Annotated in this window: 11 protein-coding genes and 1 pseudogene; 5 read left to right on the top strand and 7 right to left on the bottom strand. The window is 46.6% G+C overall.

Annotated elements, in window-relative coordinates; all coding sequences use genetic code 11:
• Window positions 1-20: 20 nt before the first annotated feature.
• Window positions 21-2,467 (bottom strand): annotated as a pseudogene (locus tag ACES2C_RS19400) (penicillin-binding protein 1A).
• 315 nt (window positions 2,468-2,782) lie between these two features.
• On the opposite strand from ACES2C_RS19400, the gene ACES2C_RS19395 reads away from it, so the two are divergent.
• Entirely contained in the window at window positions 2,783-3,670 is an 888-nt protein-coding gene (locus ACES2C_RS19395; RefSeq protein WP_374164708.1) for a polyphosphate kinase 2 family protein, read from the top strand.
• Here the strand turns inward: ACES2C_RS19395 and ACES2C_RS19390 are convergent.
• Window positions 3,667-4,443: an amidohydrolase gene (locus tag ACES2C_RS19390; RefSeq protein ID WP_374164707.1), complete on the bottom strand. Its 777-nt coding sequence runs from the start codon at window positions 4,441-4,443 to the stop codon at window positions 3,667-3,669. The two genes, ACES2C_RS19395 and ACES2C_RS19390, sit on opposite strands and share 4 nt — an antisense overlap.
• Before the next feature lie 252 nt (window positions 4,444-4,695).
• Between ACES2C_RS19390 and ACES2C_RS19385 the strand changes: the two genes are divergently transcribed.
• Window positions 4,696-5,463, top strand: coding sequence for a queuosine precursor transporter (locus ACES2C_RS19385; protein ID WP_374164706.1), 768 nt, complete (start codon window positions 4,696-4,698; stop codon window positions 5,461-5,463).
• 2 nt (window positions 5,464-5,465) lie between these two features.
• Here ACES2C_RS19385 and ACES2C_RS19380 read toward each other — a convergent pair whose 3' ends face one another.
• The 5 genes from ACES2C_RS19380 to ACES2C_RS19360 all read right to left on the bottom strand — a co-directional run bounded on the left by ACES2C_RS19380 (window position 5,466) and on the right by ACES2C_RS19360 (window position 11,180).
• The gene (locus ACES2C_RS19380; protein WP_374164705.1) at window positions 5,466-7,625 is read right to left on the bottom strand and encodes a carboxypeptidase-like regulatory domain-containing protein; all 2,160 of its coding nucleotides are present in this window, start codon (window positions 7,623-7,625) and stop codon (window positions 5,466-5,468) included.
• A gap of 199 nt (window positions 7,626-7,824) precedes the next feature.
• Window positions 7,825-8,262 carry a hypothetical protein gene (locus tag ACES2C_RS19375; protein ID WP_374164704.1) on the bottom strand — a complete coding sequence of 146 codons (438 nt, stop codon included), beginning with the start codon at window positions 8,260-8,262 and terminating at the stop codon, window positions 7,825-7,827.
• A gap of 14 nt (window positions 8,263-8,276) precedes the next feature.
• Complete coding sequence (locus ACES2C_RS19370) at window positions 8,277-9,722, bottom strand: hypothetical protein (protein ID WP_374164703.1); 1,446 nt, start codon at window positions 9,720-9,722, stop codon at window positions 8,277-8,279.
• A gap of 93 nt (window positions 9,723-9,815) precedes the next feature.
• Window positions 9,816-10,565: a hypothetical protein gene (locus tag ACES2C_RS19365; protein ID WP_374164702.1), complete on the bottom strand. Its 750-nt coding sequence runs from the start codon at window positions 10,563-10,565 to the stop codon at window positions 9,816-9,818.
• 96 nt (window positions 10,566-10,661) lie between these two features.
• The gene (locus ACES2C_RS19360; protein ID WP_374164701.1) at window positions 10,662-11,180 is read right to left on the bottom strand and encodes a hypothetical protein; all 519 of its coding nucleotides are present in this window, start codon (window positions 11,178-11,180) and stop codon (window positions 10,662-10,664) included.
• A gap of 185 nt (window positions 11,181-11,365) precedes the next feature.
• On the opposite strand from ACES2C_RS19360, the gene ACES2C_RS19355 reads away from it, so the two are divergent.
• From ACES2C_RS19355 to ACES2C_RS19345, 3 genes are all read left to right on the top strand, one after another.
• Complete coding sequence (locus tag ACES2C_RS19355) at window positions 11,366-12,166, top strand: hypothetical protein (RefSeq protein ID WP_374164700.1); 801 nt, start codon at window positions 11,366-11,368, stop codon at window positions 12,164-12,166.
• 100 nt (window positions 12,167-12,266) lie between these two features.
• Entirely contained in the window at window positions 12,267-14,201 is a 1,935-nt protein-coding gene (locus tag ACES2C_RS19350; RefSeq protein ID WP_374164699.1) for a ComEA family DNA-binding protein, read from the top strand.
• 61 nt (window positions 14,202-14,262) lie between these two features.
• Window positions 14,263-16,287: a ComEC/Rec2 family competence protein gene (locus ACES2C_RS19345; protein ID WP_374164698.1), complete on the top strand. Its 2,025-nt coding sequence runs from the start codon at window positions 14,263-14,265 to the stop codon at window positions 16,285-16,287.
• Window positions 16,288-16,776 lie beyond the last annotated feature (489 nt).

Below are 16,776 nucleotides of genomic sequence, written 5' to 3'. Positions count from 1 at the left end.
AATGATAATTTCAAAGCGATCTAATTGTTTTGTTCTTCTTTCTTTTGGCGTCTTGCTTCCCTTCGTTCCTGCCTTTTTCTCTTTCTTTCTTCTTTAGGATCCACCACTACATCAATCTCTTCGGGTTTTAAAGCGGCAGGTGCAGGAGTAGCAGCAGGTTGTTCCTGGTGATGCTCTACCGCAGGCCTTTCTGTTGCAGTCGTATCAGGTAACTGCAATGAATCTGTCAGGAGACTATCAGCGCTGGTTGTATCTCTTGGAGGGGAGGAGTTGTGCAATTGTATTCTCTTGTTATTTCTACCCCCGGAGGCGGAAATGGACCGTATGTATACCCAGTAGAAGGGTCGTGGTACACTTTCTCCATAAACTTCCCGAAGATCGGCAGGGCGGTGTGGGCGCCTTCTCCTGTTCCGGAGGACCGGAAGTGAACAGACCGCTCATCACATCCAACCCAAACCCCGGTAACCAGGTCCTTGGTGATTCCCATATACCATCCATCAACAAAGTCGGAAGATGTTCCTGTTTTTCCGCCTATTTGATTGCCCTTTTTCCATAAATCCCATTCCCAGAGTGAGCGTGATGTTCCTCCTGGCTCTTCCATTCCTCCTCTGAACATGTACAGCATGAGCCATGCGATCTCTTCAGTCAGTGTCCGTTTTTGTTCTGCCTTGAATTCCTGAATCACATTCCCGTCATGGTCGGTGATTTTCTGAACAAGGATAGGGTCAGTTCTGACGCCCTTATTGAGGAAGGTGCCGTAAGCGCGAACCATCTCGAAGACTGATACATCATTGGAGCCTAAGCTTACCGACGGAACAGATTTCAAAGGGCTTTCAATCCCGCAGTCGTGAGCGTATTTAACCACTTTGTCCCAGCCGACCTTCTGAGTGATTTGTGCAGTGATTGAGTTTACTGATTTCCCCATTGCCCATCTCAAACTCATTTCTCTTCCGGTAAAGACGTAGTCAGAGTTCTTCGGTTCCCAATATTTGGTAGAATCATCTTCAACATAGGGGATCTTAACGGGCTTGTCAGTAAACTTGTCGCAAGGACTCATTCCACTTTCCAGTGCGGCCAGATAAGCAAATGGCTTAAACGTAGATCCCGCTTGTCGTTTCGCCTGGTTCACGTGATCATACTTGAAATGTTCAAAGTCAATTCCGCCCACCCATACCTTGATGTGTCCGTTGAAGGGGTCGAGCGTCATCATACCGGTATTCAGGATCTTTGCATAGTACTTAATGGAGTCCATGGTCGAATAATTAACCGTCTTATCTCCATCCCAGCTGAAGATCTTCATCTTCTTTGGTTTGTTCAGGTAGTAGTCAATGGAATCCTGGTCGTTATGATATTTTTCCTGAAGGGCCTTATAAATCGGCAGCCGTTGCGCTGCCTTTTGCGGAAAGTCAATAATTTCTTTTCCCTCCGAGTCGCGCCATGGGTTTTCTTTGCCCCATACGTTATTGAGTCGCCTCTGGAGAATTTTCATTTGTTCTGCAACAGCTTCTTCTGCATAGCCCTGTAACTTTGAGTCTATGGTCGTATAGATCTTCAGCCCTGATTCATAAAGATCATACCCGTTGTCGTCACACCATTTGTCAAGGTATTTGGCGACGGCAGATCGTAAGTAAGAATCGCCCTGATCCTCATCTTCGACGTCTCCGGGGTGAATATTTAATGGACGGCTGCTATATCTCCGGTATTCCTCGGGACTGAGATATTTATATTTTTCCATTTGGGAAAGCACTACGTTTCGGCGTTCCAGCGCCTTTTCCGGATTGTTATCCGGATTGTACGTAGTGGTTGCCTTCAGCATGCCAACCAGCAGCGCCGATTGCTCAACATCAAGTTTTTCTGTTTCCTTGTTGAAGTATTTTTTCGAGGCAGTTTTGATTCCAAAAGTATTGTTTCCGAATGGAACCGTATTCAGATACATCGTGAGGATCTCTTCTTTTGTATACTGCTTTTCAAGCTTCAGAGCAGTGAGCCATTCTTTCAGCTTATATACAATAGTGCGAACCCCGGGTATATACTTGATCAGCCCCTGCTGCTTATTGTTCCGCGTCCGGTATAAATTCTTAGCCAATTGCTGTGTAATAGTGCTGGCTCCTCTTTTATCTCCTGTTGCAGTTGAGATGGCGCTGGAAAATAAAGACCGTAGGTCGATGCCCGAATGGCTGAAAAAACGCGCATCTTCTGTTGCAACGAGTGCATTTATGGTAGATTTGGTGATCTGGTTGAAGTCAACCGGGGTCCGGTTTTCTTTATAATAACGTCCGATCAGTTTCCCGTCAGCTGTATACAGCTCTGAGGCAATACGCATGTTCGGCGCCTTGATATCCTTGATTGTCGGTGAATAGCCAAACATCCAGAGAAAATTCAATTCTATAGCACAGAAGAAAATGACGACTAAATATAAAAAGATGACAAAGTACCGTAGAGGTTTGTTCCTGATTTCCTTAAACATACTTTAACAAAAAACAATGTCCCTCTGTTATTTTTTATAGATGAGAAGAACATGGAGAATAAACGGACAACAATAAGAAAAATTTTTATCAGAACGAATTGTTTTTCTTGAAAGTCTGTTTGCCCTTTAGGGGCAAGAGGAACATTCAAGCAAGTTCCATCCGCGTTTGTGCGTGGAGGTCATGAATGTTTTTCTGGCAAGTGCCTTGTTCTTTAGATGCCGTGAAGGAACTTTAACTTTCTTTTAGTTCATTCGTGGGGGTAAGTCGCGAAGGTGTGCAGGGCTAAGATTTTTACATAGTATCGCAAAAAAAGAATGGATTCATTATACAATACTTTTAAAGTTCAGGAAGGTTCTCAACTTTCACTCAAGGATATCGACCTTTCCTATACAGCGTCCCTTCAGAAAGAGGGAAGCAAACAGCTCCTTAGCGAGTACAAGAGAAAGCTTATTGAGTTGCAGGATAAGTTTTACGCTGCCAGAAAGCGCTCGCTCTTAATCATATTCCAGGCCATGGACGCGGCAGGGAAGGATAGCGCCATAAAGCATGTAATGAGCGGCGTTAATCCTCAGGGATGCCAGGTGTTCAGCTTCAAGCAGCCCGGTCCGGAGGACGAGCTCCACGATTTTCTATGGAGGCATAATAAGGCCTTGCCCGAAAAGGGGAGGATCGGCATACATAACCGCTCGCATTACGAGAATGTCCTGGTGTGCCGGGTACACCCGGAGCTTGTCCTAAAGGACGACCTGCCCGGAGTTGAGAGCCTTGCTTCTCTTGATAAGGAGTTCTGGCACGAGAGATTCAAGAGCATCAATCATTTCGAAAAGCACCTGGCAGACAACGGAACAGTGATCCTGAAATTCTTTCTTCACATATCGAGGGACAAGCAGCGCGAACGCTTTCTGAAGCGTATCGATGACAAAAGCAAAAACTGGAAGTTTTCAGGAGCCGATTTGAACGAACGCGCTTTCTGGGACCACTATATGCAAGCCTATCAGGAGGCAATCAGATATACATCAACGAAAGAAGCGCCCTGGTTTGTTATTCCAGCCAACCATAAATGGTTTACAAGGGTAGCGGTTATTAGTGTGATTGTAGAAGCGCTTCAAGATTTATCGCTTCATTATCCTCACGTTTCCGAAGACGATGCAAGGAAGTTAAATCAGTACCGCAATACCCTCATCAACGAGAAGAACAGCTAGAGCAATGTGAACGGGTCGGCGTCTGCCAGAAACGGTAAGGCGCGCCGTACTTTGGTGACCTCGTCCAGCGAGATGGAAAATGTGTAGAGGTCTTCATCTCCTGGTTTATAGTAAACGGTGTTGCCGTTAGGATCTATGCACATGGAGTCGCCCGAATGGTAGACTTCGTTCCCATCATGCCCAACCCGGTTCACTCCAACGACAAACGCCTGGTTCTCAATTGCACGGGCAGTAATGAGCGTTCGCCAGTGGGCACTGCGCTTTTCAGGCCAGTTGGCCACGAGAAGGAGCAGGTCATATTCGCCGTTCAGGTTTCTTAACCATACCGGAAACCTCAGGTCGTAGCAGATCGCGGGCCTGATCTTCCACCCGTTTAACTCCACAATCAGCTTTTCTTCACCAGGACTGTATATTTCGTCTTCCTTCCCCGGACTAAAGAGATGCCTTTTGTCGTAAAAGTTGAAGGTGCCGTCTGCGCGCATCCAAACAAACCTGTTGAAGAAATTGCCATCTTCTTTTATGGCGATACTTCCCGAAACGACGCAATCAAAGCGGCGGGCCTGATCGTGCATCCACTGCATCGTTTTCCCTTCCATCTCTTCGGCATATAAGGCAGCATTCATGGTGAAGCTTGTATTGAACATCTCCGGTAATACAATCAGGTCTGTTTTTTCCCGTATAGCAGAAAGTCGCAAGGCAAGGTTCTGCAGGTTTTTATCAACGTTTTCCCAGAACAAGTATGCCTGAAAGGATGTGATCTTTAATACGCTCATTGGTCGGGTGTTTTTATATTAACAAGTATCATCGACAGCCCCTCTGCCTCAGTAAGGCGTGCCTGCTTTGTTTTTTGCTTCCTGATCTTGAGTCCGCTTTGACATTTGCTACTACGCCGTCCACAGACCAAAGTTGCACCGGTAAACATACTACCTTCGCGCTATATTTCAGGTATAAATACTAAAATTCGGATCATCACAAAAAGTTTTTGTTAAAAAGTTTATCTTAACACGAAAATTTGCCAGGAAAAGATGCTCAAAAAGCCTGAAACCCGCCTTCTCGTAGTCCTTGCCATGTTCTTTGTCAGTAACGCACTTCTATCCGAATTTATTGGCGTGAAAATTTTTTCTGTTGAGGCGTCTTTGGGGTTGAGAAAGATGGATATTAACCTGTTGGGAGTGCCGGGCCTATCCTTTAATATGTCTGCCGGAGTACTTACCTGGCCACTCGTCTTTATATGCACTGATATTATCAATGAGTATTACGGAGTGAAACACGTCCGCTTTTTGTCGGTTTCAACAGCTATTTTGATCGGATATGCCTTTCTTGTTCTCGCTTTGGCTCTGCAATTAATCCCGGCCGACTTTTGGGTCAACCAGGTTATCGCCGGGCATGCTATTAATATGAACGTTGCATTTGCCGGTATATTTGGACAAGGTATGTGGATTATCGCAGGTTCCATTGCAGCATTTCTGTTTGGACAGCTCGTAGACGTTCTGGTTTTCCACCGGATAAAAAGGCTGACCGGCGAAAAGGCACTTTGGCTGAGAGCCACAGGCTCTACAGTCGTCTCGCAGCTGGTAGATAGCTTTGTGGTAATATTTATTGCATTTTATCTCAACCCACAGTATCATTGGAGCTGGCAGATGGTGGCAGCGATAGGCTTGGTAAATTACAGTTACAAATTTGCTGTCGCCCTGTTAATGACCCCTGTTCTTTATCTGCTGCATGCGCTTATTGACAAGTACCTTGGAAAGGAGCTCTCTGAAAAAATGACTATCTCGGCTCTTGGAGAGTAGAATCAGGGTTGTCCTGCTTGCAAATTTCTGGATTTGAACTTTTTAGTTTCGATTTTTCTGTCCTTAATCTTCAACGTGAAGCCAACCACGTTTTTACTGTGCGTATCAAGTGATATTTCCTGAAAGTTGTTAGCGCAAACAATTTCTTCTCTTGCCATTTGGACGGCGACCGTGTATTTTCCTACCGGCAGAAAAAAGACAAATCCGCCGCCCTCATTGGTCTTGGTTTGATACGTATGTCCTTCTTTGTCTGTAGCAGTAATTAAAATGCCGCCCCGGTTTTGAGAGATCTCATAGCTTTGCTGAGTGGACGAAAAGCTGATTGATCCTTCGATTGTGCCCGTCTTCTGTAAGGGAATTTCGACGGTCATGTTTTTATCCACATAGATTCTTTGTTCGGGACAATACCAGCCTTTCGAAAAGGGCACCGAGATCGTGTAATACCGGGGAGGCACGTGTTTATAAATTACTGTTGCTTTTTGATCAGACAAGAAAAGACTTTGATCAACATCCACCGTTTGGCCGGCCGCCAGGGAATCGCCTCCGTCATAAATCCCGTTCTGATTCAGGTCTTTGAAGAGGATGAGGGTTAGATTATATGATCTGGCCCTTATCCGGCCTTCTGGTATCTTTTGTGTGATACCTAGCTGCAGATTGTTAGAGTTGTAGCTCCACGAATCGTACCGTGTGCTGTTGTATGTAAAACTGGAAAATAAGGTCGTTCCTGACAGCATAGACTGTTCATAACGTGCATTTATCATCATACTGCTACCTGTTACGTTGCTGCGCATGAGTAAAAGGCCGGTGTACAATTTGCCTCTTCCCTTAAAGAACTCTTTTTGAATGCCTGGCCCGGCACTAAAGCTCGTGTAGTTCTCCTTGTTTCTTGACTCCGCATTTTGTTGCTCGCCCAGCAGAAAGCTGCCTTTTTGGATTGAAGATGTAAAGGAGAATGCCCGATAGTGGTAGGAAAGATTGGCCTTTACGTGAAATTTTTCCAAGTCGAGCGGAGTGTACTGATATATACCGGCCTCCCCGGTAATATAAAAGTTCTGCCTGGAAGATAATGAGCAGCCGAGGCCGATGTTGGCACCAAGGGAAGTAAGTGCTCTCGTGCTGTTCGTGGTACTCAGAAAATAGTAGTTGTTCTTTTCAAGGTTGTAGGTCGGAGAGAGAGAGAAGGTCCAAGCTTTGGAGAGCCGGCTCGACATACCCGCCTGTAGCCGGAGGTTTACGAAGTTTGAGGTGAAATACTGAGAGTTGAGGTACTTAGGTGAGTAGCTGTAGTAAGTCCCGCTGGTCCAGAATGCTATTTTTTTCATCGTCCAGTTGATCTGTTCCGACAAAGAGACTGTTCCCTTCCTTAGTCCAGGGTAATAGGGCTGACTGGTGAAGTTGAGGCTGTTAAAAGATACTCCGCCCAACTGGCCTTCGACATTTAAGCCTGCCGCCATCCCAAGCTTTCCGGTGCCCGCCGTACCATAGCTTTGTGTGTAACCGGCGTTTATAAGCCCACGAATTCTGATCTTGCTGCTTTCGCCCCACTCCATTTCATTTGTCAATAAGTAATTGCTGATCGCTGAACTGGCGCTATTATCATAAATAGCAGTAGAAGTCCATTTTAGCATGCTTTTTTCAAATCGGAATGACGCCCATGTCGCCCAGCCGGGAGAGCGGCTGCCGGAGTAGAATTCTCCTATCAAATTGTAACTTTTATCTATCACTCCTGCTTCGTATCTCGTTGCTCGTGCTGAATCAATGAGTACACACGCCATGCCCCGTCCTATCAGATTTAACTCATTCGCTTTGTCAATATTTCCTATCTTGAGGCCGAGCGACTTTGCCTGATAATCGATCCATGTATTTCTCAAAACAGGGAGGCCATTAAACCCCGTCCAGATTGTTCCATCCAGATTGTATGCGAGATGTCCAACAGGCGTATGTACAGTCCCCGAGCCGTTGAAGTTATACGACTGATATGGATTTAGTGTATTCTCGGAGGAAACGGTGATGTAGCCCGGATTACCGGCATTAGTCGACTGGTCCTGTCCGTATACTCTTGAGGACTGTGCTCCCTGGACACGAATTGTGGATACCCCAAAAATCTCTCCGCTTTGGTAAAGCCCTTTTATATAGACATCAAAGACATTCAGCTGCAGCATTGATTTAGTAATCCTCCTGTTAAAGTGGATCAGGGTGTCAGCAAACGCAGGCAGGTATATTTTTTTAGAGGCGTGAAAGCCATCGCCACCGGCCAGAGAGGAAATGGCATTGATGATGGTGACAGTTTCGGAAGTATTGCCAGTGTTTACTATTCTAATAGGTATCTTTAAAGAATCAGTACTGGCTTCTATCTGAATGTTAGATAGAAGGGTTGTTATAGAGATGCTTTTTTTCTTCTATTACAATCTTACACTTTTGACTGAATAGGGGCAAGGCACCTTCTTCTTCCGTCAGATCAAAAGTTAATGTGTATTCTCGTCCGGCGGTCACGCGGACTGGGATAAAAATTTTTACAGGGAGAAAAATGCTGTCCCTTCCATTGAGGTCTACGGAAGCCACCGCTCTTCCTAAAACAGCAATTGCAGGCTCTGAAGATCGGGTTTGCAGCAGCCCCCGCATCGTGTTCGCACCGTTATTCTTTATTTTTACAAGGATGCTTACCACCTCGTTGCCGCTGGTTTTTATTTGCTTCTTATCACAGCTAATTTCTACGCTGTAGAGGACTGATCCCCTTGCATGTGCATGTGGCATACCCAATAGTATAATGGAGAAGAGAACAACCGCTATCCGTTTCATTAAACTTCGAATCGCTACTTAGGAATCACTACGAAGACTACCGAGGTTGAATAAGTACCGGGAGAAACCGTGGTAAGAAGCTTGTCCATTGGATCCGTATTGTACTTCAGGTCGTACACCACATCGTAATAGGTATAGTCCCAATAGGGGTTGGTGATCAGCACCTGATCCGAGGCGGATAACTTATAGCTTCCGCAAACTATTCGCGAATAGGCGGCCGGTGCTGTTGCGGTAAGTCTAATAACAGAAACCGGAAGTGCTTCGCCGGTGAGAGGAGACGATAACGTAGAAGTGGTAGTTTTCGCTATTACCTGGTATGCACTGTAGCCACGAATTCTGAGCCCTTTTAATTTGTTAACCGTTACCCCGTTGATGATATCGCTGGTGGTGCCAAAGTTGAGAACAACCTGGTCGGCCGTGTTCTGTAGCTGCAATGTGTATCCGTTGCTATTTGCATAGATTTGAAAAGTGGCCGGCATCGTTGATGTTGCAACTACCATTCCATCCGAGTTGACAAGAGAAAAAACGAGGGTGGTTGTATATGGGCCGCTTGCCGGCAATATAAGATGGGTGCCACCTTGTATGATCATATCAAAAAGTTGCTCGCAAGTTACTCCTGGTTGAAAAGGGGCCTGGGAGTGATCTATAAGCGTAACATCTGACGTGCTCAGTGGAACCTGGTTGCTTGATATACCGATTGCGCCCGCGGACGGAGCGCCGGAGCTAATTTTGTTAAACCTCAGCGACACGTACTGCGGAGGGACCTGACTGCTGCCATTCGTGAAGTTTCCCTGCGCACGCACTTTCAGTGACCATCCTGAACAGCTGGCTGAATTGGCCTGGAGGGAGAGCTTTACGTATTGGGGGCTTGTAGCACCGGCCATTAATTCGTTATAGCTATTGAACTGTATCTGGCTCCCATAATTACTGGAGTAAAGAGTGACCGACTGACAACTATTGCTGTAATTAATGATAAACGACGCCTCCAGATCTTTCGAAGCGACAATTCTGTTGTACCTGTTGTATACGGCGAATGTGAGCGTTGCTTTATATGTGCCAGGCGGGACAAGAAGGTGCGCTCCTCCTTGCACAATCATATTAAAGCGTTGCTCGGTGTAGGTGTTACTGCCGCCGCCAAGGGGAGCAGGCGATTGGTAGATCAGGTTCTTATACGAGGTGCTTAAAGAGACAGGAGCGGTGCTGACTCCCATTTCGGAAGCGCTAGGCCCGCCAGAGCTTACGCGACTAAACTGTATAGAGACATATTGAGCTGGAATTGACGTACTACCATTCGTGAAATTGGTATTTGCTTTCACCTTCAGACTCCACCTGGACGTACTGCTGAGGAACTGATACTGCAAGATAAAGCGGTCTAGCTGGGTGCAGCCTTGCATTACATCCGCAGCAGTGTTCAGTGTGCATGAATTATATTCTGTGTAGCCATTTAGCTGTTGACCCATGGAGGGAGTGTTCAACAACAATAAAAGTAGCGAGATCAATAAAGGGTGTTTCTTGTAATTGATCTTTGTTGAGAGGAGTCGTGCTGTTTTCAATTAAAATTCAAATTCCAGTTCTGCTATTTTCAATTCATCTTTGTTTCCATAGTTTATAATTGCCGTCGCGTTATACTTACCTTTCTTCAGGTCTCCAGGCAGCTCCTTTCTTACGAGACGGCTGTCGCCTGGCAGTGAGTAAAAGTCAGTGGGATCAAGCTTTGTCTTCTGACCGCTTTGTTCATTAAATAGCTCCCACTTTATCGTGCCCTCAATCCAGCTTTTTCCGGTATTGTTAAATTGCAGGTCGAGATATCTTTTGCAAAGATGTGCAGGTGTTCTTTCCTCCCGGTCAGCAAAGTCCTTTATCTCCACGTCCTTTTCATCTGTCATCCGAAAGGAATGATACAATTTCACCCCCATTCTGACAGTAACACGGATGGCGGCTCCCGTATTTGTGGTCGCCGTGCCATGGTTGAGCTGTGTGACGTATAGCAGGGCGGTATGAACCGGTACCGTAGTGTCTGCGGCAGCAGGAACCTGCATTAAAAGATCAAGCGTCTTCTGCTCTCTTGGGCGCAGGGTAAAATACGACCCCGGCATGACTTGAACCCAGTCGGCACAAGAAGTCTTTAACGTTCGGGCTTCATACCCTATATTATTCCCCACTGAGTCGTAGCACCAGTCAGAAATGGAAACGCCGATTTCCAGTTCGCCATCAGTTGGGTTGCTTACGACTATCCGTTCAGAAGTACTACTGCCCGGAGGTAAGTGATAATAGACCCTGCCAGGGCTAACTGTAATTCCCACTTGCGCAAAAAGTGCACTGGAGGCACTTAGAACAATAAAGAAAAAAATATCTTAATCTTCCCATACCGAGAGCGGAAGTTGAAATGCGGCCGCTTCTTATAATGGCGCAATTGAGTAGGTCACAACCACGTTGTAGGTGTCAGCTGGTTTATTGATGTATGCGCCCGCATCTGTCTTGTAATTTATACTGAAGGAAAGTGGGAGCGTGCCTTTGCTCGAACTCACGATAGTCAGGCCCCCTGATGTTCCGAGCTTCTGTGTCTGCAACGTTACATTAGGGTCGGCAGTGGTAGGTGTAGCCTGGACACTGATTGTATTCGCCGGAAGTTTATTCCCTGCGGTACTTGCAAGATCGGCTACAGAAGATACTTTTATCTGATATCCCGTGCTACTTGTTACAGACAACTGATCTTTGGCTAAATAATTCACGCCATCTGTGTAATCAGCCGTACTTGAAAAGTTTAACAGTACGTTGGGATTGGTAATCGAAATACTTCTTGCATCTGCAAGCTTTACGCTTACGGTTGCATCCTGGCTTATTTGCCCAAATACCTTGCCTGAAAAGATAACCGGCAACACGACAGCGATTAAAACTGTAAGTAATTTTTTATTCATATTTATTAATAGGAAAAAAACTTGCGCAAAAGTACTTCGGGAAAGTTCTTAAAAAAAGTGATTGTTGTCACGTAAGTTGCCTCGCACGACGAATTGGTTGCTTTTGTCTTTATTTCTTTTTCTTTTTGATTAAATATTTTACTATATATGTCCTCGGAGTACTAACTTTTCTTTTTATACTAGCCATGTTTCGATACCTAATCCTTGCACCCTTAATGCTGGCCTCTTTACTATCCGCCAGCGGTCAGCCAGCCGTCTCTGCTCCCAGATTTGCAGCTATGGGAGCCTCAGGGGTTGCGCTAAGAGACTTATCTAGTCTGTTAGCTAACCAGGCCGGTCTTACCGCTTTGAAATCCGCTGCACTAGCTGTTTATCGCGAAGACTTTACTTCATCGATAGCTCGAAATTCCTGCATTTTCGCAGTACCCTCTGGGAGAAGTGTGGTAGGAGTAGGTATTCAGAGTTATGGGGTCGAGCATTATTCTGAGCAGCGTGCTGCAATTGCTCTTGCCCGACGCTTTGGAGAAATGCTTTCTATTTCTATTGACTTTAATATTCACCGGCTCTCTGTTTCCGCATACGGCAATGCAAGTGCATGGTCGGTAGAGACCGGGTTTCAGTATAAGATATCTCCGCTTCTCACTGTAGCTGCGCATGTGTCTAATCCCAGTCGCAACACATATAAAGCGACTTGTAACGCATTCGTAGCCTCACGTCTCGAGTTTGGAGCTGCATGGCAGGTAAGCGATAAGATCCTCTTAAACGCTGAGGCTTCGAAGGATCTTGATTTTGGTCTGGTCGGCGCTGCTGGTCTGGAGTACCGGCTGTGTAAATATCTTTTTCTCCGTGGCGGTCTTTCTACGGAGCCATTTTGTGAGCATTTCGGCTTTGGCTCTGCAGCCGGCTCATTTTCTTTTGATTGCGCCGTTTCTGTTTACGAACAATTTGGCTATCTGCCAAAAGTGGGATTGCGATATGATTTTTAGCAGGAGCTTACCTCTGTTAACGCTTGCTCTCTTTTGTTCTTACGGGTCGGTGTATGCCCAGTTTGAGACTGGACCGCAAGAGGAAAAGCGCGCTGACGCGATGATGGAAAGGGTGCCCGAGGACTTTGATTACAGCGAGCTTTTGGAGAGCCTGGAGTATTATCGCAGCCATCCGTTAGACCTGAACAGGGCAACGGCCACTGAGCTAGGGCGACTTGGATTTCTGTCGCCTCTTCAAATTTCCAGCCTGCTTCGCTATCGTGCTTCTACTGGTCCTTTTATTCAGATAGAAGAACTTCAGGCAGTGGAAGAGCTGGATATGGAAACAATTGCAAAGCTTAAGCTATACGCAGTTGTGAGACAACGGAACGGCAGTGCTTTTAAGGGCCAACGGCCGGCCGGAGCGGAACAGTGGCTTTCGTTAACTGTCCAGGAGGTGATGCAAAGACAAAAGGGCTTTCGGTCGGGAGATAGTTCAATGGCTCCTTCTTATGCTGGTAATCCTCTTCATGCGCTCCTTCGCTACAAGCTAACTTATCAGGATCGCCTCACCTTATCTCTACTAATGGAAAAGGACCCTGGAGAACGCACGTTCTCGCCCCACACAGGCGGTTTCGACTTCTGCTCCGCTGCCCTCCAGCTACAGAACTTAGGGCCGGTCAAGAAACTGGTTGTCGGTGATTATTCTATAAGGGTAGGGCAAGGTGCGGCATTGTGGACGGGTTTTGCAGCCGGGAAAGGCAGCAGTCCTGAGTATTTCGTCAGGCAACACGGGGGCCTGCAATTGTACAGTTCTGCTAATGAAGCTGGCTTCCTGAGAGGAGCCAGTGCCACGATGGTATGGAGGAAGCTAGACGTTACTCCCTTCATATCGAGGAAAAGGCTGGATGCAAGACTCGAAACCGACTCTGCCGGTGCTATTTCAGGTTTTACTTCTTTATCTAACAGCGGCCTGCATCGTACTTCGGCCGAGTTAAATAACAGGCATTCCATTAGCGAGAACGTGTACGGCATGACGGTCGAATGGAACGACGTCAGCAGTCGCCTTGGTGCAGTGGTTTACCATGATGCCATGAGTGTTCCTCCTTTTCCTTCCCCCAGGCTTTGCGACCTTTTTGCTTTAAGAAATCGCTCTGTCACTAACGCCGCCCTCTTTTATTCGAGTACCTGGAAGAATACCTGTTTTTTTGGCGAGTTTGCTCACACTGTCCATAACGGAATTGCAACAGTCAATGGAATCATTTCTGCTTTGTCAAAGCGTCTGTCCCTGGTATTATTGCAGCGCCTTTACCAGAAAAACTATTATTCTTTCTACTGTCAGAGCATACGGGAAGGAGGCAACGGAGATGCGGAGGCCGGCTTTATCAGCGGGATTACACTGAACGGGGCTAAAGGATCTGCCTTTTCGATTTACACCGATTTGTTTCGCTTTCCCTGGCTTCGTTATTATGCCGATGCTCCTTCTCAGGGACATGAGATCCTTGCCATTTTTTCATTCCCCTTATCGAAATCCTCGAACCTTAGTCTGAGATATCGGTCGAAAACGGCCGGCGAGAACGACCAGGGCCAGGCAGAAGTTCGGCATGTTCAGGATGTCAGGAAACAGAACCTTCGCCTTGGTCTCGAATTTAAATCGGGAAGCTTCCTGTTCAGAAGCAGGGGAGAGGCCGTTGTCTACAAAAAGGACTGCATCAAAGAGATCGGCTCTTTATTGTATCAGGACGTCATCTTTAAACCAACCCGTAGCCGGGCAAGCTTTAGCGCCCGTTTCGCAATATTCGGCAGCGATAGTTTTAACACAGCGATTTATGCAATGGAGAATAGTTACTTAAATCTATACAGCTCCTCCGCCTATTACGACGAGGGCGTCAGGTTTTACGTGAACGCGAAATATAAGGTCGGGAGGTTTGCAGAACTAGCCGCACGATATGCCGTCTCCAGCTATGCGAATGCAGATCAAATAGGTTCGGGCCTGCCTGTGATTGATGGGCACAGGAAGGCAGATCTGGGTGTTCAACTTAAATTACGTCTGTAAGATAATGCAGTCTGGAATTCCTGTTTTTCTTAGAATTCTCTTTCCTGCTTTAGCGGGCATTATGATTGGACTGTCTGTTCCCCACGGCAAGAGCGGGATGTTCTTGTTTGCAGCTCTCGCCCTTGTTTTTCTGATCCTGCTGATCATCACTCACTTTCACTATGTGACATCGAGCCTTTACTTGAAGTGTTCGCCATCTATCATAGTGCAGTGCTTTCTATTGTCTGTTTTTGCTTTTAACACGGCATCGCGGCATCCTTCCTGCATTCATGGCTATTTTGACAAAGTAAAGTGTTCTTATTTGAGTGCGGAGGTTTCGTCAGCTCCTGTATACACCGCCAGCGGCGTCCGCTTCTTCGCAGACGTGAAGTTCGCTTTAAGAAATAACAGTTCCGTCAGGGCAAATGGTAAAATTATAATTCAGGCCAGAACGGATTATAATTCGGGAAAATTTGAAATTGGCAACCAAATAATCCTGCCTGCGTCTTATCGCCCGCCTACTCCGCCACTCAATCCATATGAGTTTGACTATAAGCAGTATTTGGAAAATCAACACGTCTACTATCAGTTTTTTTGCGACGTTAACGACATCAGAAAAATTGGCGGCCCTCCTTTTTTGCACCTTAGGCATCTTGCCACCAGATGGAGAACGATGCTCTGCGATCGGTTGAATCGGTACATTGAAAATAGGGCCGATGCTGCAATCGCGGCAACTCTCATCCTCGGCAACAAGGAAAGCCTTCAGCCAGACATTTTGAAAGCTTACTCGCAGGCGGGTGTTTTTCATGTTCTGTCCGTTTCCGGGATGCACGTAGCTTTGGTGGTTCAGATCCTAATGACGTTGTTGTTCTTTATGAAAACGACAAAAGCCGGGCGACTTATCCGCTGTTTGCTGGCAATAGTTGGTGTGTGGCTTTATACTGCTTTGACGGGGATGTCTGTCGCTGCCTGTCGCGCCGCCATTATGATCACCTTTGTGATGATAGGCCGGATCTGGAATGGAGAGAATGATACCGGCAATAGCGTTGCTGCGGCCGCAGTCATCTTGCTTGTGGCCGATCCTTACTATCTATTGGATGTTGGTTTCGAACTATCCTTTCTAGCCGTGTTCGGCATTATCTACTTAGACCCCTTGCTTCGGAAATACATGAGGAGCAGGCACGCCGTTCTAAACTATCTGTCGAGCTGCGTATCAATTTCAGTGGCGGCGCAACTCGCCACGTTCCCGCTTATTCTGTACTATTTCAATCAGTTCCCCCTCTATTTTCTCCTCGCAAATTTGATCGTTATAATTCCGGTAGCTGTGATCATGACCGTCGGAATCTTTTTTCTGGTAATGCCGGTTCACTCGCTGTCTGTGGCGTTGGCTGCCATCCTGGGGAAGACCATTCATTTGCTTAACTCCTTGCTCATGATGATATCTGACCTGCCCATGGCCTCAATAAATATCTGCCAGGCCGGACTCTGGTTTTATCTGCTGATCTACCTGCTGCTAGCACTCTTGGTTTTTGCTTTCCTGAAGAGAAGCGGACGCGCTCTTCTTTTTTCGGCTGCTGCAGGACTGATATTAACTTCCGCTCAAGCCTTCGTGAAGATCAGCGTGGCAGAAAGCAGCAGTATCGTTTTCTATAGCCTTCGAAACGAAATGGCGGTGGGCTTTCGCAGCGGGAAGCAGATCGGTATAATTGCTACTGTACCCCCGCATAGTAAGACGTTCGAGTACTCAATCATGCCCCTCATCAGGGCGAGATGTTTAAGGCTGCAGACCTGCAGATTTGTTAAAAGTGGCGGGTCCTCTGCAGGAAATAGTCAGATTTATCGCTTTTGCGGAAGAAAGATCATGATATGCGAAAGGTTCGGTTTGTTACGGCTATCTTGTAATGAGCAAGTCGACTATCTCCTCTTACCGGCCGCTGCTGCCTCAGATCTCGTTGTCCGGGGCAGAAAGCCCTGTGCCAGCAATATCCTGTTTTATGGGGCGCCGAAAACGACAGCTATTCGAGAAGCGCTTGCGCGGCTCAGAAGAGAAAAAGTTCCCTTTCAGTGCCTGCGTAATTCGGGCGCAATTGAAGTGAATCTTCAATGATACATGAAGACTAGTTACTCATATTCTGCGACCTGAACTTTTTGACTCCATTTTCCTGTTCCGGATTTTCAGAGTGAATGCCAGATCAGTCCTCCCGGCTCGGTGAAAGCGACACATCCTGACTATTGTTAATACATTCAATCTCTTCGGGCAAAGTTCCGTTTTTAATAAGAGCGGTGTATTTCCCGTTAGGAAGATAGAAACTAGCCGACTTTATGCCTCATGGAGAAAGGCAGGGCTGTCGGTACCTCTGTTCCTATTTGTCTTTACCCTGGAGCGACTTTCTTTTTCGTAAGTCGACCTTACTATGCAGCATGGCGAGACATAAGTCGGTCCTCACTTTGAGACAATATGTCATATTGGGATGAGACACATGGCAAATACAGGCGAGATTGCCGCGGCCCTTCAGAGGGACAGAACCGACTCAGGACCGAGTCAGAACCGAGTCAGCACCGAGTCACGACCGACCTATACCGGTCCTGACTCGGT

It is taken from the genome of Arcticibacter sp. MXS-1, from assembly GCF_041902385.1.
Lineage (GTDB): Bacteria > Bacteroidota > Bacteroidia > Sphingobacteriales > Sphingobacteriaceae > Arcticibacter.
The sequence above is the reverse complement of the archived record's forward strand: the minus strand, read 5'-3'. Positions and strand labels throughout refer to the sequence as shown.